At 39.2% G+C, this 20,638-nt stretch carries 22 protein-coding genes and 1 riboswitch; of the genes, 5 read left to right on the top strand and 17 right to left on the bottom strand.

Annotation, left to right across the window (positions count from 1 at the left end):
- Positions 1-1,560: 1,560 nt before the first annotated feature.
- Both JN080_RS25540 and queF read right to left on the bottom strand, forming a co-directional pair.
- Entirely contained in the window at positions 1,561-2,241 is a 681-nt protein-coding gene (locus JN080_RS25540; RefSeq protein WP_256238785.1) for a collagen-like protein, read from the bottom strand.
- Positions 2,242-2,538: 297 nt separating this feature from the next.
- Complete coding sequence (gene queF / locus JN080_RS25535) at positions 2,539-3,036, bottom strand: preQ(1) synthase (protein WP_256238783.1); 498 nt, start codon at positions 3,034-3,036, stop codon at positions 2,539-2,541.
- Between the two features lie 99 nt (positions 3,037-3,135).
- Positions 3,136-3,182: riboswitch (PreQ1 riboswitch) on the bottom strand.
- Positions 3,183-3,327: 145 nt separating this feature from the next.
- Here queF and mscL point away from each other — a divergent pair.
- Both mscL and JN080_RS25525 read left to right on the top strand, forming a co-directional pair.
- Positions 3,328-3,723, top strand: coding sequence for a large conductance mechanosensitive channel protein MscL (gene mscL / locus JN080_RS25530; protein WP_256238782.1), 396 nt, complete (start codon positions 3,328-3,330; stop codon positions 3,721-3,723).
- A 76-nt stretch (positions 3,724-3,799) separates the two neighbouring features.
- Complete coding sequence (locus JN080_RS25525; RefSeq protein ID WP_256238784.1) at positions 3,800-4,408, top strand: Bax inhibitor-1/YccA family protein; 609 nt, start codon at positions 3,800-3,802, stop codon at positions 4,406-4,408.
- A 40-nt stretch (positions 4,409-4,448) separates the two neighbouring features.
- Here the strand turns inward: JN080_RS25525 and JN080_RS25520 are convergent, their stop codons facing one another.
- The 10 genes from JN080_RS25520 to safA all read right to left on the bottom strand — a co-directional run bounded on the left by JN080_RS25520 (position 4,449) and on the right by safA (position 14,751).
- The gene (locus JN080_RS25520; RefSeq protein ID WP_256238781.1) at positions 4,449-5,783 is read right to left on the bottom strand and encodes a polysaccharide biosynthesis protein; all 1,335 of its coding nucleotides are present in this window, start codon (positions 5,781-5,783) and stop codon (positions 4,449-4,451) included.
- 101 nt (positions 5,784-5,884) lie between these two features.
- Entirely contained in the window at positions 5,885-7,660 is a 1,776-nt protein-coding gene (locus tag JN080_RS25515) for an FTR1 family iron permease (RefSeq protein ID WP_256238780.1), read from the bottom strand.
- A 28-nt stretch (positions 7,661-7,688) separates the two neighbouring features.
- Positions 7,689-8,984 carry an iron uptake transporter deferrochelatase/peroxidase subunit gene (gene efeB / locus JN080_RS25510; RefSeq protein WP_256238779.1) on the bottom strand — a complete coding sequence of 432 codons (1,296 nt, stop codon included), beginning with the start codon at positions 8,982-8,984 and terminating at the stop codon, positions 7,689-7,691.
- On the bottom strand, positions 8,981-9,835 hold the full coding sequence (efeO, locus tag JN080_RS25505) for an iron uptake system protein EfeO (RefSeq protein WP_256238778.1): 855 nt from the start codon (positions 9,833-9,835) through the stop codon (positions 8,981-8,983). Before efeO ends, efeB begins: the two co-directional genes overlap by 4 nt.
- A 534-nt stretch (positions 9,836-10,369) precedes the next feature.
- Entirely contained in the window at positions 10,370-11,002 is a 633-nt protein-coding gene (locus tag JN080_RS25500) for a response regulator (RefSeq protein ID WP_256238777.1), read from the bottom strand.
- Positions 10,995-12,041, bottom strand: a complete 1,047-nt coding sequence (locus JN080_RS25495) for a sensor histidine kinase (RefSeq protein ID WP_256238776.1) — start codon at positions 12,039-12,041, stop codon at positions 10,995-10,997. Before JN080_RS25495 ends, JN080_RS25500 begins: the two co-directional genes overlap by 8 nt.
- Complete coding sequence (gene liaF / locus JN080_RS25490; protein WP_256238775.1) at positions 12,038-12,772, bottom strand: cell wall-active antibiotics response protein LiaF; 735 nt, start codon at positions 12,770-12,772, stop codon at positions 12,038-12,040. Before liaF ends, JN080_RS25495 begins: the two co-directional genes overlap by 4 nt.
- Before the next feature lie 206 nt (positions 12,773-12,978).
- A complete protein-coding gene (locus JN080_RS25485; RefSeq protein WP_256238774.1) occupies positions 12,979-13,623 on the bottom strand; it encodes a PspA/IM30 family protein in 645 nt (214 codons plus the stop codon).
- Between the two features lie 22 nt (positions 13,624-13,645).
- A complete protein-coding gene (locus JN080_RS25480) occupies positions 13,646-13,993 on the bottom strand; it encodes a lmo0954 family membrane protein (RefSeq protein WP_256238773.1) in 348 nt (115 codons plus the stop codon).
- Positions 13,994-14,136: 143 nt separating this feature from the next.
- A complete protein-coding gene (safA, locus tag JN080_RS25475; RefSeq protein WP_256238772.1) occupies positions 14,137-14,751 on the bottom strand; it encodes a SafA/ExsA family spore coat assembly protein in 615 nt (204 codons plus the stop codon).
- 93 nt (positions 14,752-14,844) lie between these two features.
- Here safA and JN080_RS25470 point away from each other — a divergent pair, with 93 nt between their 5' ends.
- Positions 14,845-15,222, top strand: coding sequence for a DUF1360 domain-containing protein (locus JN080_RS25470; protein WP_256238771.1), 378 nt, complete (start codon positions 14,845-14,847; stop codon positions 15,220-15,222).
- A gap of 55 nt (positions 15,223-15,277) precedes the next feature.
- Positions 15,278-16,807 (top strand): FAD-dependent oxidoreductase, encoded by a 1,530-nt coding sequence (locus JN080_RS25465; RefSeq protein ID WP_256238770.1) that lies wholly within the window; start codon positions 15,278-15,280, stop codon positions 16,805-16,807.
- A 203-nt stretch (positions 16,808-17,010) separates the two neighbouring features.
- Here the strand turns inward: JN080_RS25465 and JN080_RS25460 are convergent, their stop codons facing one another.
- The 5 genes from JN080_RS25460 to JN080_RS25440 form a co-directional block, all read right to left on the bottom strand.
- Complete coding sequence (locus tag JN080_RS25460) at positions 17,011-17,142, bottom strand: hypothetical protein (RefSeq protein WP_256238769.1); 132 nt, start codon at positions 17,140-17,142, stop codon at positions 17,011-17,013.
- A 69-nt stretch (positions 17,143-17,211) separates the two neighbouring features.
- Positions 17,212-18,366 (bottom strand): DEAD/DEAH box helicase, encoded by a 1,155-nt coding sequence (locus JN080_RS25455; RefSeq protein ID WP_256238767.1) that lies wholly within the window; start codon positions 18,364-18,366, stop codon positions 17,212-17,214.
- A 124-nt stretch (positions 18,367-18,490) separates the two neighbouring features.
- Entirely contained in the window at positions 18,491-18,790 is a 300-nt protein-coding gene (locus JN080_RS25450) for a DUF5658 family protein (RefSeq protein ID WP_256238766.1), read from the bottom strand.
- A 146-nt stretch (positions 18,791-18,936) separates the two neighbouring features.
- Positions 18,937-19,782, bottom strand: a complete 846-nt coding sequence (locus tag JN080_RS25445) for an MBL fold metallo-hydrolase (protein WP_256238765.1) — start codon at positions 19,780-19,782, stop codon at positions 18,937-18,939.
- A 57-nt stretch (positions 19,783-19,839) separates the two neighbouring features.
- Positions 19,840-20,097, bottom strand: a complete 258-nt coding sequence (locus JN080_RS25440; RefSeq protein WP_256238764.1) for an amino acid decarboxylase — start codon at positions 20,095-20,097, stop codon at positions 19,840-19,842.
- A 234-nt stretch (positions 20,098-20,331) separates the two neighbouring features.
- Here JN080_RS25440 and JN080_RS25435 point away from each other — a divergent pair, with 234 nt between their 5' ends.
- Entirely contained in the window at positions 20,332-20,631 is a 300-nt protein-coding gene (locus JN080_RS25435) for a hypothetical protein (protein ID WP_256238763.1), read from the top strand.
- Positions 20,632-20,638 lie beyond the last annotated feature (7 nt).

Below are 20,638 nucleotides of genomic sequence, written 5' to 3'. Positions count from 1 at the left end.
GATCAAACTCTCCAATAAAGAGTATGAGTTAGCTCATAATGTTACGTTGGCTAGTGAAGTCTTGCTTCACTATGTTTTTTATTGTTGACGTTTTTGTTTGTTTAGTTTTCAAAGAACAATCTCTTTAAAACAACTTTCTTATTTTACTCTCGACCGAGTACTTCGTCAATCCTTTTTCAAGGATTAATTTTTCATCAGTGACAATAACTATTGTATCATACTAATTCGTATTTGTAAACTTCTACGAAATATTTTTAGTTTAAAAAATTCGTTTTTGAAGTTGTTAACGAATCAGCTTTTTCATTATATTCTCAACCGAATACTTCGTCAACCCTTTTTTAAAGGATTAATTTTTCATCAGCGACAATGACTATTGTACCATACTAATTTGCATTTGTAAACTTCTACGAAATATTTTTGGTTTAAAAGATTCGTTTTTGAAGCTGTTAACGAATCAGTTTTCTTAGAATATCACCTTCCGTATTACCTGGCAATAGAAAGTTCTTTCCGGTTACATTGATTTCACTTAAATAAAGGACTTCCCTACAACAAAGTTAACTCTCCACCCTCACTTAACTGAAGTTAATTCGCTTTGAATCGCCTACAACAACATTAAGTTAATACAAAAGGAGCGTTGATAAGACAACGTTCCTTTTTGGTATCAATATGCTTGAGATTCGCTCTGTACCGCATCGAAATATACTTTTCTCATATGATTATCCGTTCGATTCTTTCTACGCCACCTATATCCTCGAACGATTTCGAATGATTCACGATGAAACCTTACCCTTGCCGAGTTGTTGAGGCTCCAATGAATCGTGATAGCAGGCGTTTTGGCCGTAAGTAAATTTATCAGATAGGATGTTGCAAAGAATACACATGCACCAACCACTCAAAAAATTTTATTCGGTGTGCTGTTCTGGCTGTCAAAGTAATAAAAGCCCGGCTTTCCTATTATTAAAGGAGGGAACCGGGCTTCTGCTAGGGATCAGCTGTTTGGAATTTGGAACGTATTTACTATATCATTGTTTATTTACAGTTTAGTTAATGGAAAAGAACAGTTTGATAACAAAGAATTACAAAAACCAGAAAAGCTGTTTTATAAATAATTTTTGTGCTTTTCTTTCAATCTTCCCACAGTCTTTTTGATGAAACTTCATAAATCTTGAATAAAGCTCATAAAACAGCCAACTAACCGGGATAAAATTAGAAGCCAATGTTCTTTCCTTCCATCACGTCATCATCAACGAGGATAAGTTTACCAATACCTAATCAGTATTGCATTTCAGCCACTGGACTTCTGCGTAAATTTGCCCCAAACTTTTTCAATTATAGTCCTACGCTCATTTAGAGCTTGGATCAATGATTCTGGAATGTATATAGATCTAATTGCTGAAGTAGTTTTACCTTCATTAATAAAGCCATAATTATCATCATCTAATGAAAGTAAGTGTTTGACAAATATAGATAATACTCTTTTCAAAATCAATGTAATTGTTTCAATTTGTTGAAGAAGATTCAACTGTTGAGCTTGCTAATCTACATAATTTTTCAAATTTCTCATGCCGAAAGCTTAACAAGAGTAACTGTTGCATTAACAACAGAGGCAGGGGTTGTAATAAAAAAAGGAAAAACATACCCTAGTACAATGGGTGAGTCAAAATCAGTTGGCGATGATACATTTCTAACTGATAGGGTTGTATTGTCAGGAATTGTTAAAATTGCCTGGATAATAGCCGGTGCATCATCATCGTTATTGTAATGGTATTCATATCTGGTGGAGTCGACTACCATTTCCTCAGGGGTATTTGGATTAAGGACAATAGCCAAAATGGCACGATTAGTATCAGCTGAGACAACCACATTAACATTAACCAGATAATCTCCGCCATTGGTAATTGTTATTTCAGAAGAACTTGGTGTATGGATAATTCCTCCTTCTAATCTTCCATTATTGCTAAAAGGAACGTCTTCACCGGGGGGAACTGTTTGAGGTTCAGTTCCGTTAATCCATTGGTTATAAACAAAACCATAGGCTGGAGAAAATGTTCCTGCTGGTCCTTGAGGTCCCTGTGGTCCTATGGCACCTTGTAATCCTGCTGGTCCCTGTGGTCCTGTGGCACCTTGTAATCCTGCTGGCCCTTGAGGTCCTCTAGGTCCTTGAGGGGGGAATTGTTTTACACCTCTTGGAATAGGAGTAAGTGGGCAACATCCCTCCAAAGGTTGATTATTGTTAACCATATAAAAACCACCTCATAAAATTTAAGTTCTTAAATAATATGTAAGTGATGATCGAATGGACAAGGCATAATCATTATAATCTTATTTTTTTTTATAAAGCTTTTGATAGTGTATATCAATAGTGTATCAGAAAATTTTTAGGCCTTTTTAACAGTTCTGCCATACTAAAAAAAGGAAAAGAGAGATCCTTCGTTATTGAAGCATCGCCCCACCAAGTTAGTCACAATTTTAGCAAAAAAACAACATTTCATTAAAAAGGCACAAAAAAATGAAATGTTGTTTTCTCTCTTTTTTATATTAGCGATTATCAATTTTCTCTGGGTATAAATCATGATTCATTAATCGGTATTCAGCCATTTGCTCAAACTTTGTTCCTGGTTTCCCATAGTTTGCATATGGATCAATGGAAATTCCGCCACGTGGCGTAAATTTGCCCCAAACTTCAATATACCGTGGATCCATTAGCTTTATTAGGTCATTCATGATAATGTTGACACAGTCTTCGTGAAAATCACCATGATTCCGGAAGCTGAAAAGATATAGCTTTAACGACTTGCTTTCAACCATCTTTTGATCAGGAATATAGCTAATATAAATCGTCGCAAAATCGGGCTGTCCGGTTTTTGGGCACAAGCTTGTAAATTCCGGGAAATTAAACTTTACAAAATAATCACGGTTTGGATGCTTATTATCGAAAGCCTCCAATACATCTGGTGTATATTCAAACAAATACTTTGTTCCTTGATTTCCAAGTAGGGTAACCCCATTTAATTCTTCTTCTGTACGTCCTGCCATTTCTTTAACTCCTCCTTATATGACCCGTACCATACAGGGAGTATCCTGTGAAACTATAGAAATATAAAAACCATATCCTAAGGATATGGTTGATCATGCCATTCCATAGTTTTTTATAGAGGGTGTTCGCTATGAACCTCTTCCGTATATACGGGGATGATCTTCTCAATATCAGTTACTATAGATAAAAAGTAAATGGCTGTCAACTAGCACATTTTTCAAATAGTTGAAACTAATCATGAGAACAAGGTAAAATGTGTATTTAAGAACCAAATGTTAGGAGGTTATCTCATGTGGAATGAATTTAAACAGTTCGCAATGAAAGGCAATGTGATCGACCTGGCTGTAGGGGTTGTTATTGGCGGTGCCTTTGGAAAAATTGTCGCTTCCCTTGTAAAAGACGTAATCATGCCGCTGGTTGGTTTACTGCTTGGCGGGATTGATTTTACCAAGCTTAGTTTTACATTTGGAAAAGCAGTTTTAAATTATGGTCTTTTTCTCCAGGCAGTCGTTGATTTCTTTATCATATCCTTTTCGATTTTCTTATTTATAAAATTCATCAATCATTTTAAACGAAAGGAAGAAAAGGCTGAAGAAGTTGCAAAAACGGACACCCAAGTAGCACTTCTAATGGAAATACGGGATTTACTCAAAGAAGATATTTTAAGAAAAAATGAAACATCCTGACAAGTTAATCGTATATATCATGTAAGAACTTTAAATGAGGTGACAAAAATTGTATTCACAAACTTCTAGCGAAATAATGCCGTCCGTCTTACGAGTCTTCACATTCTCGCTTGCCTTCTCCTTACTCGGGACATTGGCTGGAGTATATGTTCCCGCCGGCTTATTCCTTCCACTATCAATTTTGGAGTTGGTTATGCTGGTGTCCGCCTTCCTTTTAAGGCGCAGAAAAGCCGTCTCGTATGCCTTTCTGTACATTTTCACGTTTATTTCGGGGATTACACTTTATCCAATTGTAGCCCATTACTTAGCAACAACAGGTGCAAATACCGTTATTCTTGCGTTTGCCACCACAACAACAGTTTTTACAGGACTTGCTATTTACGCAACAAAGTCAAAAAGAAACTTTTCATTTTTAGGCGGTTTCCTAATGGCAGCCCTGCTGGCATTGGTTGCTATTTCAATTTTTAATATTTTCTGGCCGTTAAACTCAACTGCGATGCTTGTTTATTCTTTTATCGGCGTAATGGTCTTTAGCGGCTACATTCTTTTTGACTTTAGTCGAATGAAGCACTACGGTGTAAGTCCCGAAGATGTACCGCTCATGGCGCTCAGTTTATACTTAGATTTCATTAACCTGTTTCTCTCTATCCTGCGCATTTTTGGAATTCTTCCGAAGAATGACTAAAAGCAACAAAGAACCCGGGCAATCCTGCCTGGGTCTTTTGTTAGTGTTCGGTTGTTTTGTGAATGTAGCCTTTCATAAACATTGAAACACCGATCTTTTTACAAACCGTTAAATAATTCATCAAAGCCAATAAAACAGCCTCCACATTCATTCCAATAATAACCCCGTTCATCCTCCATTCAGGAATAGAACCAAGCCAAAGGATAATCGAATAAGACACGATTGTTGCCCAAACCGTTTGAAGAAAAATATCTTTTATCAAACCAAGTCCAATTAGAAACGCCTGCATCGGAATAATAAAAAAGTAGAATAAAAAGCACGGCCAAAGCATTTGCAAATAGCCAGCGGCAGTTGATGAATGAAAGAATAACGATGTCAGCGGACTGGCCATAAGGTAAAACGCCGCAACAGCAGGTATACCGTATAGAAACGTAAACTTCATTACTTGATTTAGCATTTTATGCAGGCTGCCAAAATCTCTGGAGGAATATGCTTTTGAAACCGCTGGAATAAGGACGGTCATTAAAGAATGGGCAAGAAAGGCGGGAAAAAAGCCAATCGTTAACGCGACCCCGGCAAGCATTCCGTACTGCTCCGTTGCAATCGTTGATGATATCCCAGACCGAATCAATGCCTGCTTAATCATAAATGGCTGAATGGCACCTGTAATCGCTGAAAACAACCTCATCATCGTAGTCGGAACAGATACGGCAATTAAGCTTTTACGCACTACCTGGCGATTTAGGTTTGAAAATGGCTGCCGTTTAATTTGTTGGAATTGTGTCATAAAGGTAAAGATTAAATAAGCAAAAACAACAATTTCACTCCCAATAAATGTCGCTATCGCGATTAAAACAGCTGATTTCACTTCAAATTGGAAGAGACGAAACACAAAAAATAAAATGGCTAATTGGAATATTTTTCGGAAAAAGTTTGAAATTGCAATCTTTCCCATTTGCTGTTTCCCCATAAAATATCCTCTTGCCACCGATGTAAAGCAAATAACCGGAATTAAAAGGATTACTAGCCATCTCGTATAAGGGTGGTACGCATTAAAAATGGGGACAAACGGGATGATTCCTGTTGTCATGAGCAAAAGGACGCTTGTAAATACAATGGCAATCATGATTGCATGATGCAGGATGCTTCGATGATATCGTCCCTCTTTTTCGGCAATAAATTTGGAAATGGAAACCTGGAGTTCAAAGCTCGACAGTAGGACAATTAAATAAATGGATGGCAGAATGGACATATAAAGCCCCAGCCCATGTTTGCCCAGCTCCCTTGCTAATATCATATTAATAAAAAACTCGATGCTTTCACCCAGAAAAGCTGAAGCTGCTAAAAAGAATACGCCTTTATATAATGTAGCCAATTCTCCGATTCCCCTTTGTAAAGAACTTACTTTATAAAGGTATGAGACAAGCATTCTGATTAGTAGTAGAAATTACAAACAGGATAAAGCAAAAAAGAGCCCTAGGCTCTTTTTTTAAATGAGTTCATTTTTTCAACCTGGGTTCTATCCTTTTTCCGATTTATGACCACCATTGAAAAAATAAAAATAAGTAAAAGTACTTGAGTTAAGGAGGTTTCCCATGTTGGATACACTCCGATCCAATCAATAAACGGAAAATAGTCTGCCGTATGAATGGATAGTACCTTTCCCACCTGCAAAGCATGGATACTGATTCCAAGAATCTTAAAGGCGATAAGATAAATGAAGATGGTAGCCACTTTAAAAAACAAACGAACTGGAATCTTGACGCTATAATAAATAATCACAAAACCCGCGGCAACTAAAAGGAGAATAGCCAATACAATTCCAAGCAAAAGCTGCTGCAGACTAATATTGGGGGCTATTCCTGCATAGAAAATAATCGTTTCTGCGCCTTCACGGAATATCGACAGAAAACTAATTAATGCAAACGACATAAGGCTGCCTTTTGCGATCGCCTGGCTCATTTGTTGATGAATATAGTTATTCCAGTTGTTAACGCTGGATTTATTATGAAGCCAAACCCCTACCGTTACCATCATAGCAACGGCTATAACACCTGTTATTCCTTCGATGTATTCCCGGCTTGAAGCTGCAATGATTTTTGAAAAAGCAATATTGATGACGAGTGAAAGGACAGCACTTGCCGTAATTCCCGCAGCAACTCCCATCCAAATCCATTTTTGCTTTCTTTCCTCGCCTATTCTTTTAAGAAATGACAGTAATGTTGCAAGGATTAATAATGCTTCAAAACCCTCCCGAAGCAGAATAAGCGCGGCATCCCAAAATGTGTAGTTGGTTTTACTGGTTAAAGGAATAAGCCTTGAATTAAGATCTTTTACAATATCCTCCGCTTTTTTTTCCTCTACTTTTTGGGAGTTTAAGATACTAATTGCAGCCGGGACTTTCGTTTCTAAATCACTATACAATTTAGGGTCCCTTGTTTGAACCTCTCCTTCTACCATCGGCCAGATCGTAAGTACTTCGTTTAGCTGCTTGCTAGCACTAGCATATTCATTTTGCGAAATCAGGTTTTTCGCCTTGCTTAACAGTTTTGATAGATCTTCAAGCTTATAACTGCCTTTGTGCTGTTTGGAAGCCTTGCCTGAAAAAAAGTTATCAAGAACAACTGTCAAATCCTCTAAGCTTTGTTTTGCTTTTCCAAGATCCGCCGGGTCCTGGGTAATAGCAATCCGGAGTAACGCCATATTTTTTTCAATATTGCCATATGCAGCGATACTCTCATCATGAACGATTTTTTCAGAAGCGGTCCATTGGTTTAAGATAGATTGGTATTGAGCACTTAATACAGAGGTATTGCCTTTTTCTATTGAGTTTTTCATATTGTCTATCATTGGATAGATCCGTTTGACTTCATCCTTTTGTTTTTCTTTATCCTGGGGGGTTTGTTCTTGGTCATATTGAACAACAGCTGTTGACAATGCTGACAGACCTTTAGAAAGATCATCGTTATCAGGCTTTTCCTTAGCTAAAAGACTTTGTACCGCTTTAAGACTTTTAGCTACACTCTTTGCTGTTTTACTATCAGTTTTCTTAATAGACTCCCATTTAGCTTCAAATTGCTCGATGTTTTTTGAAACAGCCGCCTGGTTTCCGTCTTTTGCCTTCATTAAACTATCTCCAATTAGCACAAACAGCTCATCATGGCTTTCGGAAGCTGCGGCTGGATGAACGTTAAGACTGAAAACAACTAAGCTTGCAATCAATAAGATCAATAATTTGGTTTTTTTTATCACAATTCCCTCTCCTTACACGAAAGCCATATTAATGAAAAAGTGTCTCTCCGATAAATCCGCCTTCTTTTACTCCAGGGAAACAGGCAAATATTGCACTTCCACGATGGGAAGTATACTCGTTCAACTTATCCATTTTGGCTAAGCGGTTTTGGATTGGAATAAATTGTTTGCTTGGTGCGCGTTGGTAACACATGAATAGCAGGCCAGCATCAAAGCTGCCTGTTTTTACATCCATCCCATCGGAATAAGAATAGGCGCGTCTTAGTATTTGCTGTGTTCCATCCCCATGTGCCAAACGGGTATGCGAATCTGCAGGGATATACAATTCGCCGTTTTCGTTTTTGTGTTTTAAATCAAGTTTATCGAATTCACTTTTTTGACCAAGAGGAGCACCGTTCTCGCGATAGCGTCCAAAGGTATGCTCTTGATCTTTTAACGTAGACCGGTCCCAGACTTCAATAAACATTTGAATGCGGCGGACCACCAGATAGCTTCCATTTACCATCCAGTTTTGACCATCCCCTGGCTGGACCCAGATATGCTGTTTCATACTTTTTGAATCATTTGCATCAGGGTTTACAGTGCCATCTTTAAAGCCGAATAAGTTCCTCGGCGTTTCATTTTTCGGATCTGCTTGTTTTGAACGCTGGAAGCCTGTTTGCGCCCAGCGTAATGTTGCCTTGCCTCTCGCAATTCTGATTAGATTTCTGACAGCATGAAAGGCAACCTGCAGGTCATCAGCACATGCCTGGATACAAAGATCGCCCCCCGTCCATTCTTCCTCTAATGCATCAAGAGGAAATTTAGGCAGGTCGACCAATTCTTTTGGCTGCTTATGCTGTAAACCAAAGCGATCTTGGTTGTCTTTTACAAAAAAACTTGGTCCCACACCAAAGGTAATCGTTAAATTTGAGGGAGAAAGACCGGCAGCTTCGCCTGTGTCTACAGGCGGAAGGAATCCATTTTCGGAAAGCTTTCCGACAGATTTTCCTTCCGACATGGCTGCGGCTGCTTTTGTCCAATCCTTGAATAGCTGCACTAACTCTTCTTTTTTTGTCGCTGTCACATCTAAGGAAACAAAATAAACATGGTTTTGTGTTTTGGTTGTAATTCCACTTTGGTGTGTTCCGTAAAAGGGGATGATTTCGCTACTCTTTCCTTGTGCCTCTTTCTTTTCTGTTAATGAAAGCAGTCCACCCATTCCGGAAGCTCCCAGCACGATTCCTATACCGCCAATACCGGCAGTTTTCAAGATACTTCTTCTCGAAATCTTTTGATCTAGTAAAGATGAACCATTCATGTTGGTTGTCTTATTCTCTGTCATTTGGATTCCTCCGTTACTATCCCTATTTGTGAAAGCGGCTCGGCCAATGCATCAATAGCCTGGCTCAATTCCTTTACTTCAGCTTCCTTTAATTCCGTATATGACTTATAGCCATCACCAGCTTTATGCTTTTCTAGTAAACTATAAACATGATCAAAACGTGTTTGAATTTCCTTTGAAAGTGCTGCGTCCTTTTCATTTAATACCGGATTGAGCAGCTGATAAATTTTCTCTGCCCCCTGCACATTTGCAGCAAAGTCGTATAGGTCGGTATGTGAATAACGATCCTCTTCGCCTGTAACCTTGGAAGTAGACACCTCATTTAAAAGATCGACCGCACCGGTAATTAAAAGATCCGGGGTAACTTTAACGGTTTCCGTCTTGGCACGAAGAAGATTCACATCATTCATAAGCTTGGTGGCATATTGTTCGTATCCTTTTGTTGTGTTTTCGGCCCACAATCCCTTTTCAATCCGATGGTAGCCTCCCCACTCTTGTTCAGGGACATCACCCTCACGAGCATCTATTTTAGGATCTAAATCACCGAATACCTCAGCGATCGGTTCCGCACGCTCGTAGTGCATCCTTGCTGGTCCATATAATTCTTTTGCTTTATCTATTTCTCCATTTTGAACTGCAGTTGTGAAGGCTTGTGTTGCTTTAACAAATTCCTCAATTTCACCGATTGCATACTCCCGATAATCAGTAGTAACTTTGTTCAATGCTACAGAAGAGCTAGCAGACTTGGTTTCTTTTACTTTCTCCTTTGTTGCACTTTGTTCAGCATTCCCACAGCCAAATAAGAGACTGCTAGATAAAAGAATGACTCCTGAAATTTTTACTGTTTTCATTATGTATACCCTCCATCGCCTGTTGTTAATGATAATCGTTATCATTTATAATTATAATAACAGTAAATGATAATGCTTATCAATTATATTTTTTAAAAATTTAAAATTTACCAGTTTTCAATTAAACTTTTCTTAGTGTGATGGTGCTTTATCTTACTTTTGGGAAGGTTTGAACGTATTAGTTTGAGATTTTGTTTGCAAAAGCTTCTATGGTGGACAGTTTCTTTGGCTCTGTGAGCGATTTTGTCTGTGACTTTAATGAACTTACAAGGAAATGTAGAATCACACTGAAATTATGTAGAATCTAGTTAGAAATATGTAGAATCCACATGAAACTATGTAGAATTGAAGTGAAATTATGTAGAATTGAAGTGAAATTATGTAGAATCTAAAAAAAATATGTAGAATACGGGTCAAAACATGTAGAATATTGGTCGGCCATAACTATTCTGCGGCCTCTTTCTCTCATCCCACCGATGATTTGTCCGCAAAAATGAAAAAAAGCCCGCCAAAAATTAATTGGAAGGCTTCATCCTATTCGATTAGTGCATGCTTAAACGCGTAGATAACGGCTTGAGTACGGTCCTGGACGCGGAGTTTGCTTAAAATATTGCTGACGTGAGTCTTAACTGTTTTTAAAGCAATGAACAACTCATCGGCTATTTCTTGATTCGTTTTGCCTTGTGCCATTAATAATAATATTTCCATCTCACGGCTGGTTAGTTCATCATGAAGGAAATGCTGATTTTTTTGCCGCATCTTCGCCATCATTTTTCCGGTTACTTCCGGCTCAAGGACAGATTGGCCATTGTATGTATTACGGACAGCATTGGCGATCTCACTCGCTTTAGAGGTTTTCAGCATATAGCTGGTTGCTCCAGCTTCAAGTGCCGGATAGACCTTTTCATCATCTAAGAAGCTTGTGACGATGATGATTTTTGCCTCAGGCCATTTTTCAATTATTTGCCTTGTGGCCTCTATCCCATCCATTTCCTTCATCACTAGGTCCATGAGAATAATATCGGGTCGAAGGTCTAGAGCAAGCTCAACGCCTTTTTTACCATCACCTGCCTCCCCGACGACTTCAATATCAGGCTGTGCGGATAAATAAGAAGAAACGCCAATTCTCACCATTTCATGATCATCCACGAATACAACTCTAATCATTTGCAACATCCCCGTTCTTTACTAAAGGAACCTTGACTTCTAACCGTGTTCCTTTATTTTTCACACTGACAATCTTTAAAGTACCGCCAATTTCTAGCGCACGTTCTTCCATACTTTGCATCCCATATGAACCAGCTTTCGTATCCTCTGTTTGAAATCCCACCCCATCATCGACAATACGCATGATGACAAGATCATTGCGCTTGATTAATAAAACATCCAGACTGACAGCCTTGGAATGTCTGAGTGTATTTGATACAGATTCCTGGAGGATGCGAAATAGGTGATCTTCGACCCCTTTTTCCAGTTGGAAGGATTCTATTTTCCAATGAATATTCATCGATACCTTTTGAGATAATTCGCTTAACAACTCTTCCATCCCTTCCTGAAGCGACTTATTTTTTAACGCTACAGGACGCAAATGAAGCAGCAGAGCACGCATTTCGAGTTGTGACTGGTGAATCATGACTTCAACCATTTTTAATTGCTTCGATTCGTAATCATCTGCTTCTGCTTTTGTCTCATTGATAGCCGACATCATCATTGAAGCCGCAAACAGCTGCTGGCTTACGGAATCATGCAATTCACGCGCAAGCCGGTTCCGTTCCTGTGAAATAATTTCTTGAATTCTTGGCTCCTGTTTCTCTACTTTCTCGGTTGCCAAGCGTTGTGAATGTTTTGCTTGTTCAGACATTTGTTTACCAATTTTTGCAATTCTAGCAGCAATAGACTGCAACTCACCTATTGAAGGAATATCCTTATGATCCATATGCTTCCCTTCTTCAAGCCCATGCAGTGTCTCATCAACGAACTGAAATTGTTTTTTCCAAAAAAGACCTGACAAGATACCAAACAAGACCCCAAACACAATACTTGATGCCGGAACAAAAATGACAATGGGGATGTCCATAAAATGTCGATTCCATAACTCAGACCAATCTGAAAGCGGGAAAACGATAAAAAAGATAGCAGAAAATAGACATGCTATTAAAAAGGCGAAGCCGGCACACCAGACAATCTGACGCTGAATCGTACTCATATCCGGCTCACCTCTATATTTCCGACAACAAGTGATGTGAAGATTTTTATTTTTTGCTCAGCCTTTTCATATTCGAATGTTTTTAAATGATACACTTTATTAAATATTTTAGAATCTTGGAATTCAAAAATTGTTGTCGAACCAGCAAGAACTGAATGACTGATGCTGACTTCCATTTCGTACGGAATCAATATATGGATATTACCAATTACATTTCGAATAAAGATAACCGTTTCCCCTTTTGGAAAAACAGTATAGCTTAAATCAATCATCGTATCCCCAACACCGGCTTGAATATTTATATCGTTCCATTCAAACACTTCAGTTGGTGTTTTTTGTTCTCCAAAAAGAACGTTTTCGAACAGTGGTTTGGACTGGACAATTGTTTCTTCTTCAAGAAGCTTTTTGGGCTCAGTCAGTGTAGGTGAAATTTTTCTAGGCTGCTTTTTAGAAGCAGTATATTGAATAAAAAAGTGGAGTAATATAGCTAAAAGAAAAAATTTGAAGGTCATCATATTAAAGATACTTGCACAGAAAAAGAAAATACCGCCCCAAAATAGGATTTTCCCTCTCTTTTTGCTTTTTTTCTTCCGTCCTAAATAAATCATTCCTGAAGAGATAATAAGGGAGAAAATAAGCCCCCGGTTGAAAAATAAGACTTCAAGCAGGAGAATGATGCCGCCTATTAAAATGATCCAGCTAATATAATCACTCTTACTGTTTTTCAGCACCCGGGTTTCCTCCTTTGCAAAAAGCAATCAAAAGGCGCAGAGAAAACTACGCCCTTTTCTAGATTGTCTGGCTTCGACACACAGGATGTGCTTGTGCCGACGTTGCCGCCAGGACGGCGGCGCTTTTAGTCGGCCAGCGCCCAGCGACTAGTGTACTTCGCTAAACGGGCAACTTCCGCTTTTCTTTAGAATACCATGTTTATTTATTAAATTGATTTGCTTTCTTTTATTTTCTCTTCTTTTTCTAGTTCTGCAATACGGCCATCGATTGTGCTGCGGTAATAGGAGCTGTTTACCTGATACTCCAGGCGATCAAGGTAGTTTTCAATTTCTTGAAACCGGGCGGACGACATACTTGAAAGTGAATTGGTATCCAATACCTTGTTCATTCGATTCTGTGCCCGCGTCACATTTTCCCGGCCCATTAGTTCCATCCGGCGGATGTTCATATCCTTTAGCCTATGTTTCATCTCTTGATATTTTCTTTCCAGTTCCTCAAGCTGTGCTTTCGTTTGCTCGAGTGACCTGCTTAGGCGCTCAGCACGCTCAGTATACTGTTGCTGTTCAGCGGCGGCAAATTCATAAAGGGCCGTTTCACCTGCATTTGAAGCAACTTCTGCTTGGTGCTTTCTTTTTCCGGCCAATTCAAGTGCTGCCTGGTACTCTCTTGTGAATTGCTCCTGTAAGGTATATTGGCGCTCAATCAGCGCTCTCACCTTGTCTGTTTCTTGTTCGCATTGACGCAGGTAATGGTTGAGCAATGCAATTGGATTTTGCTTTTCCTTTTGATCAAGTACTTCATTTATATCAGCTGAGATTACATCTTTAATTCTTGTAAATAAATTTGCCATGTTCATTTCTCTCCTTTTTTCCTTAATTATGTTTGAGTTCATTCCATTGTTTTTCAAAATTAACAAACGGATCGTCCTCAGTTTTTTTGACAGTGTGTTTTGTTGTATTCCATTTTTTATATACAAGATAGAGAACTGCGGCTGCAATGACCCCAACAATGGCAGGCACATTGTGAATGGAAGCTAGCAGTACAATAATCCCAAGGATAGCTAAGCCCACTTTCGCCATTTTTCTTTCCGTCTTTAAAAACTGTTTTAAAATGAAGTAAAGAATCACCAGGCTGACCGCCAGCCCCACCAGTGGGCCGATCGTTGACAGCAGCACTATGGCTGCAATTCCACCTACTAAAAGTAAACCAAATTTTTTCATTTCGTTTCCTCCTTTCTTGACTTCATTCTACCTTTCTACCCTTTCTTTCATAACGAGCTTAAGCTTGATTTTCATCTCGGTCTCTAGACGTAGAAAAGGTCAGCCCTTCAGGTATTTTTCACCTAAAGAACTGACCTTTCATATTATTGGGCTATAAACATCTGAACCCAGTAATAGCGCTGGCTTCCTCCCTGTGCATACCCCACTCCGATTTGGGTGTAGGTTCCATTTAAAATATTAGCCCGATGCCCAGCACTATTCATCCATGCCGTAACGACCTCCTGTGGTGTTGTTTGGCCGGCTGCAATGTTCTCCGCAGCTGCCCGATAGGAAATCCCAAAACTTTTCATCATCGTAAATGGAGAACCATAGGTAGGACTTGTATGGGAAAAATAATTTTTATCTCTCATGTCCGTGGCTTTATACCGCGCCACTCGTGAAAGCTCCCAATTTGCCGTAAGGGGCTTTAAACCATTTTTAGCCCGCTGCTGATTTGTTAATTGTATGACCTGATTTTCAATTGATTTCGTAGTAGCTAAGTTTGGTATGTTTACTTTTTGGCCAGGATAAATCATATTTGGATTTTTAAATTGCGGGTTAGCCTGAATAATTTCCGAGACCCCAACCTGGTAGCGGACCGCAATTTTCCAAAGCGAATCGCCCGGCTGGACGGTATATACCTGCTGGGCAAAAGATACGTTTGGCACACAGACGAATGCTAACAGCAACAGTAAACTGACAAGAAATGATTTTTTCACTTTTTCGCCTCCTCCGAATATATATTTTTGCTTTCTGGCTCAAAATATACAGAAATTATTTTTATGGGGCAGTGCCCATTGGAGGACTTGAAAATGAACCAACTTTCATGGATAACGTATATTATGTTAATTTTGGCAAGCTATCGGTTAACACATCTCATTGTTTTTGATAAGATTACGGAATTCATTCGCAAGCCATTTGTAAAAAAAATTAAAGTTGAAACGGAAGATGGAACAAAGACCAAGGAAGTTCCCACCTCGCTGTTCGGTTACTTACTTAAGTGCTACTGGTGTGCCGGAATTTGGTGTGCCATCTTACTCGGTGGGGCCTATTTGCTTTTTCCAAGGGTTACCTTCGTGTTTATCCTTATTCTTTCAATTGCCGGTGGTCAATCAATCCTTGAAACCTTTGTTGGCGTAAATCTTAAAGAAGTGGACTATTTAGCCGATTTGAAAAAGAGAAATGAATGATTTACATAATATAGGAGAAATTAAAATGACATTATCTTGATCGGGAGGCCTCAGTATGAGCAATTCTGAAAATATCCCTCAATTCACGAAGTCGTATTGGCGGGAAATTGATTTACCTGCATTTGTTCAGTTAAAAGAAAACATTTCAGTTGATGTAGCAATTGTCGGAGCTGGTATTACAGGTATTACCTCCGCCTATTTGCTTTCAAAGGAAGGGTTAAAGGTTGCCATTATCGAGGGTGGAAGTGTTTTAAATGGCACAACCGGCCATACAACAGCGAAAATCACCGCTCAACACGGACTAATTTATGATGAATTAATAGGTCACTTTGGTGAAGAAAAAGCAAGGCTTTATTACGAGTCACATACCAATGCCCTTCAATTTATTCAACAAACTTCCACTGACAAAGGGATTGACTGTGATTTTGCCAACGAGGATGCCTATATTTATTCCGTAACAGAACAATATGCTGAAAAACTAGAGACTGAAATGGCGGCCTACAAAAGACTGGACATTCCAGGGTATATTACCCAGAAAATTCCTTTTAACATAAACATTGAAAATGCTTTGGTCATGAAGAACCAGGCAAGGTATCACCCGCTTAAGTTTTTAAGAAGTTTGCTAAATGAAGCTGTTCAGTCAGGCTGTTTAGTTTTTGAAAATACAACCGCAATGGACGTAGTAGATGACGATGAGCAGCCAAAGGTGATTACAAGAAATGGAAACAAGGTTACATGTAAAAAGTTACTTGTTGCCTCTCATTTTCCTTATTGTGATAAGCTGGGGCTTTATTTTGCAAAAATGTATGCTGATCGGTCTTATGCGATCGGCATTAAGACAGACAAAGAATACCCTGGAGGTATGTATATAAGTGCAGATAGTCCTACCCGCTCGATACGTGTGACCCCAATGAACGGGGAATCCTTACTTATTATTGGCGGTGAAAACCACAAAACGGGGCAGGGAATTGATACATTAAAACATTATCGCGAACTTGAGGAGTTTGCTGAAGAGGTTTTTGGAATAAAAGAGTATCTTTACCGCTGGTCTGCTCAGGATTTGATTACGTTGGACAAGGTTCCATACATTGGTCCAATCACAGACGAAAAAGAAACTATTCTTGTGGCAACTGGCTATAAAAAATGGGGCATGACAACAGGGATAATGGCTGCCCACTTATTAACAGACTATGTCTTGGAGCGGGATAATCCATACAAGGAGCTGTACTCCCCTTCTCGATTTACAGCCGACCCGAGCTTACGAAGCGTCATCACAACAAATGCTGATGTAGCGAAGCACCTTTTAAAGGGGAAGCTGGAATTTGTACCAAAGGATTCAAATGATATCAAAAATGGCGAAGGTTCTGTTGTCATGCATAACGGAAAAAGAGCAGGCGCTTATCGTGATGAAAACGGCAAGCTATATCTAGTTGATACATCCTGTACACATCTCGGTTGTGAAACAGAATGGAACCATGCCGAGAAAACGTGGGATTGTCCTTGCCACGGATCCCGTTATGCTTATTCAGGTGATGTCGTGGAAGGACCTGCTGTCAAGCCATTAACCAATCTCTCAGAGGAGTAAATTAGTTTTACTATAAAGCTGTGTTATTTTACAATTTATAGAAAAATGTAGATAACTACTTAAAAATGGTGCATAACCTGCAGGAATGGTGCAATCCTTCAAGAAAGCCGTTCATAACACCTTCAAAGTGGTTCATATTGCCAAATTCTAGATGAAACCAGACCTATAAAGAAAGCGAAAGCCCCCAAAATGGGGGCTTTCTGCTAATTATCCTTTGGTCGATTTCTGACAAAGCCTTCACCTGTTGTAAATTCAACTAGTTCTGAGCTTGTTTTGCCTTTTTTTCGATTATTATTTCGTTGAGCATTTTGATTGCCTAGTTTTGTTCTTCCCATCGCTGCCCATCTCCTTTTTTAAAGGTTCAAGGATAGTATGGATGAAATCAAGACAGGTTATTCTGTCAATTAAGCATTCCTGTTTCGCTCTTGCTGTTTTTCCTCCGCGATTTGGCCTTTGTAGAAAATCCGTTTGTGAAGCGGGATATTCAGATCCCGGCAATATTGCTTCAATTGTCTTTCTTCTCGTTCCGTCACAAGCGATAGAATGGTTCCACTAGCACCCATCCTTGCCGTTCTCCCGGTCCGGTGGATGTATTGGGTAACATCTCTCGGCAAATCAATATGAACAACATGGGTCACCCCTTGAATATCCAGGCCCCTTGCCGCTACATCAGTGGCAATCAACATAGTGAGTTTGCCACTCCGAAATTCTCTTAACGCCTTCTCGCGTTCCATTTTATTTAATTCACTATGCAGGAGACCCACAGATAGATCCTTAAAATTTAACCTTTCAGCGGCTACCGAAACCTCTGTAATATCGTTAATAAACGCTAACGCCTTTATGTCTTGCAGTCGGGCTATCTTTTCCAGCAGCTTTATTTTATCCCTTGGTTCACATATAAAATAAAGATGCTCAACCTTACCTGTAGAAATGGTTTCATCTTTTTTAATGCGGACTACTTCAGCCTCTTTCGCCAATTCTTTAGCTAATTGTTCAGTTTCTGGTTTTAAGGTTGCTGAAAAAAGAACTACCTGTCTGTCGTGAAGAGTTGACTTAACAATATTTTGAACCGATCCACGATGCTCTGGCACAAGTAACTGATCTGCTTCATCTAAAATGATCATTTTCACTTCATGCATCTTGACCTTTTTCTGTTTGATTAATTCTAATAATCGTCCAGGAGTAGCAAAAATAACATGGGGGCGCTTTTTTAATTTCTCCAACTGCCGTTTTACGTTTGCTCCGCCGATAATCGATGTTCCTCTAATGCTGCTGCCTTCAGACCATTTTTGAAATTCCTGATAAACCTGCATGACCAGCTCTTGAGAAGAAGCTAGTACAACTGCCTGCAATGATTGTAAAGTAGGATCTATTCTATTTAATAATGGCAGCAAATAGGCTAATGTTTTACCTGTCCCCGTAGGTGACTCTGCAATCACATCTTTCCCTTCCAATAGTAAGGGGATTGTTGTATTTTGGATCGAAGTTGGCGTTTCAAACCCTGATTTACGCCAAGCCTCCTGCAAAAATGGCTCCAATTTTTCTGCTAAGTTATTCATAATACACTCCTTCATCATCAATATCCACTTTTCATTCTTTCCATTTCTACGTATTATCGCTCGTTCTGATACTAACTTAATGGAAAAGAACTGTCCAGCCAAAACAGACTTTGCAGAATTTCTCTTATGTTATAGACTTTAGATAAAGAATAATCCAGAAAAAATGAAACGCAAGAACGGAAAGGTAAACCACACAACTAACCGTTATAAGGCTTTTTAACCATCCCTTTAATGGGCGGACAAGGATAATTCCAATTAATAGCAGCGGCAAGGAAATTTTGATCAGGTAAAAGAGGGACCAACTTTTCTCCATGATAAATTTAACAGTTGGATTTCCCTCTTCAATTATTCCAAAAGTAATGCCAAGGTGAGTTAAAACTGCATCCAAAAAGCCAGCGATCAGCAAAAATATACCAGCCTGCATAAAGTTACACCCCTAATTAAGCCCCCTACTAGTATCCATTGTTTCTTGTACATCCTATGCAGATACAATTGAATTATTAAAAAAGGTTAGTTTAAATACAATCAAAAAACCCCTTCTAGATAAGAAGAGGCCAACTATCTTTTCATTCAATTCAAATACCGTCCAGCTTTAGGAACCGCGATTTCGTCAAAATGGGCAACTAATTTCCGTAAATTATCGGTTAATTCTCTGCCGCTCATGGGCAAACCATGACCGGTTATCGCGGTTTCTGGCTGCAGTGCCTCCAGCATTTTGACCGATTCGTACGCAGCATTCCAATCGGTTGTATAATATTTAGGAGGCCCGCTTATTTCCTGCTGCTGTGTAATCACTTTGTAAAGAGATTCCTGTTTTACCGTCACAAACGCGTCTCCGGCAATCAGCGTTCGGTCCACTTCACGAAAAAGGGAGATATGTCCAGGAGTATGCCCAGGCGTATGAATCCATTTCCACCCTGGCATACTCGGTACAGACCCATCACGTGGCAGTATGTGTATATGTCCGCTGACATCAATCCCATGGTTTGGAAACAGCGGTGACATTTCTGATACAAGCCCCCCATCAACAGTTGGATCGCCTGGGGGGTAATCTTTTTTCCCTGTAAGGTACGGAAGCTCTAACTCGTGAGCAAAGACTGGTACCTCCCACTCTTCTAACAAGGCAACTAATGAACCAACATGATCAAAATGCCCATGGGTTAATACTATCGCATTTGGTTGACTATTTTCGCCGAATCGTTCAGCAACAGCATTTATTATTTCATCAGCAGATTTCGGCATTCCCGCATCAACTAGAACAAATTCGTGAGACTCCAACGGATTGCCAACAAGGCAGAGATTGACAATCTGATTAGTATAACAATATACATCTGGTAAAACCGTTATGCCGGCACCGCTGCTGATTGATGTCACAGGCAAAAAGCTGCTTTCAAATTTATTATCTTCAGTTTGCAAAAAAATTCCTCCCTTGACTTTCTTATTATGAATCAGGGAGGAATTTTTATAACAAAATTAGCGCATTTCCGTTAACTTCACTGCTGTTAAACAGAAATGTCTAGGTTCAACTTCTTTTGCAATTACATTCATTCCAACAGCTTGAAAACCGGCAATGAGCGGCTCGCCCCTGTGTGGTAAATGAATTTCAAATACCGTACCAACTGGAGCTGCTTTTACAAAATCAAGGATTTCTTTCCGCGGGTGTTCACCTTTTAATACCCTTTCGCGCACATCAATGATTGCCTTTTTTCCATCCATTTGAAAACTGCTCATTTACTCCAGCTCCTTTGACTTGATCATTCTTACTTCTTTCAATACAGCTTTTTACTATATTTTAAAGGTTTTTTGATTTAGAAACCTTGATTTATATCACAGTTTTGAAAATAACTAGAGTCCTGCACTATCCTGTGAAAGTATTGTGAACAATCCCGTCTAAAAGAACCTTCCTACCTTTTCCGATGATAGAATGAGGACAAGCACCATAACACCTTTTTGGAGTTGGATATAATGTTTAAAAAGGTTTTCCTTATTATTTTCCTATTATTTCTTCTTGTTGGAAATCATGTTCTTGCACCTTCAAAGAATTTATCCGTGGAAATTGGCGTCTCTATTTTACAACCTTTTGATAAAATGAATACTATTGCTTATGCAGCAGAACATGGGCAGTCATCAAAAAATGCTAATAAAGTGGAATCTCTTTCGTGGTCTTCATACATTGTTCCTAGCACCGCAATCATTGTCTTACTGATCGGCATTGGGAGCTATTGGTTAGTTTTTAGAAAAAGACAAACTCAAAAAGAAGCGTAACGCCAAG

It is taken from the genome of Bacillus sp. EB600 (genome assembly GCF_024494385.1).
GTDB lineage: Bacteria > Bacillota > Bacilli > Bacillales > Cytobacillaceae > JAEVLT01.
Note: the sequence above shows the minus strand (reverse complement) of the source record. Positions and strands in the feature narration are given on the sequence as shown.

Bases quoted from the DNA above. Each gene is read 5' to 3' on its own strand.
- JN080_RS25540 (WP_256238785.1), bottom strand. From the start codon at position 2,241: ATGGTTAACAATAATCAACCTTTGGAGGGATGTTGCCCACTTACTCCT.
- queF (WP_256238783.1), bottom strand. From the start codon at position 3,036: ATGGCAGGACGTACAGAAGAAGAATTAAATGGGGTTACCCTACTTGGA.
- mscL (WP_256238782.1), top strand. From the start codon at position 3,328: ATGTGGAATGAATTTAAACAGTTCGCAATGAAAGGCAATGTGATCGAC.
- JN080_RS25525 (WP_256238784.1), top strand. From the start codon at position 3,800: ATGCCGTCCGTCTTACGAGTCTTCACATTCTCGCTTGCCTTCTCCTTA.
- efeB (WP_256238779.1), bottom strand. From the start codon at position 8,984: ATGACAGAGAATAAGACAACCAACATGAATGGTTCATCTTTACTAGAT.
- efeO (WP_256238778.1), bottom strand. From the start codon at position 9,835: ATGAAAACAGTAAAAATTTCAGGAGTCATTCTTTTATCTAGCAGTCTC.
- JN080_RS25500 (WP_256238777.1), bottom strand. From the start codon at position 11,002: ATGATTAGAGTTGTATTCGTGGATGATCATGAAATGGTGAGAATTGGC.
- JN080_RS25495 (WP_256238776.1), bottom strand. From the start codon at position 12,041: ATGAGTACGATTCAGCGTCAGATTGTCTGGTGTGCCGGCTTCGCCTTT.
- JN080_RS25485 (WP_256238774.1), bottom strand. From the start codon at position 13,623: ATGGCAAATTTATTTACAAGAATTAAAGATGTAATCTCAGCTGATATA.
- JN080_RS25480 (WP_256238773.1), bottom strand. From the start codon at position 13,993: ATGAAAAAATTTGGTTTACTTTTAGTAGGTGGAATTGCAGCCATAGTG.
- JN080_RS25470 (WP_256238771.1), top strand. From the start codon at position 14,845: ATGAACCAACTTTCATGGATAACGTATATTATGTTAATTTTGGCAAGC.
- JN080_RS25465 (WP_256238770.1), top strand. From the start codon at position 15,278: ATGAGCAATTCTGAAAATATCCCTCAATTCACGAAGTCGTATTGGCGG.
- JN080_RS25460 (WP_256238769.1), bottom strand. From the start codon at position 17,142: ATGGGAAGAACAAAACTAGGCAATCAAAATGCTCAACGAAATAATAAT.
- JN080_RS25455 (WP_256238767.1), bottom strand. From the start codon at position 18,366: ATGAATAACTTAGCAGAAAAATTGGAGCCATTTTTGCAGGAGGCTTGG.
- JN080_RS25450 (WP_256238766.1), bottom strand. From the start codon at position 18,790: ATGCAGGCTGGTATATTTTTGCTGATCGCTGGCTTTTTGGATGCAGTT.
- JN080_RS25440 (WP_256238764.1), bottom strand. From the start codon at position 20,097: ATGAGCAGTTTTCAAATGGATGGAAAAAAGGCAATCATTGATGTGCGC.
- JN080_RS25435 (WP_256238763.1), top strand. From the start codon at position 20,332: ATGTTTAAAAAGGTTTTCCTTATTATTTTCCTATTATTTCTTCTTGTT.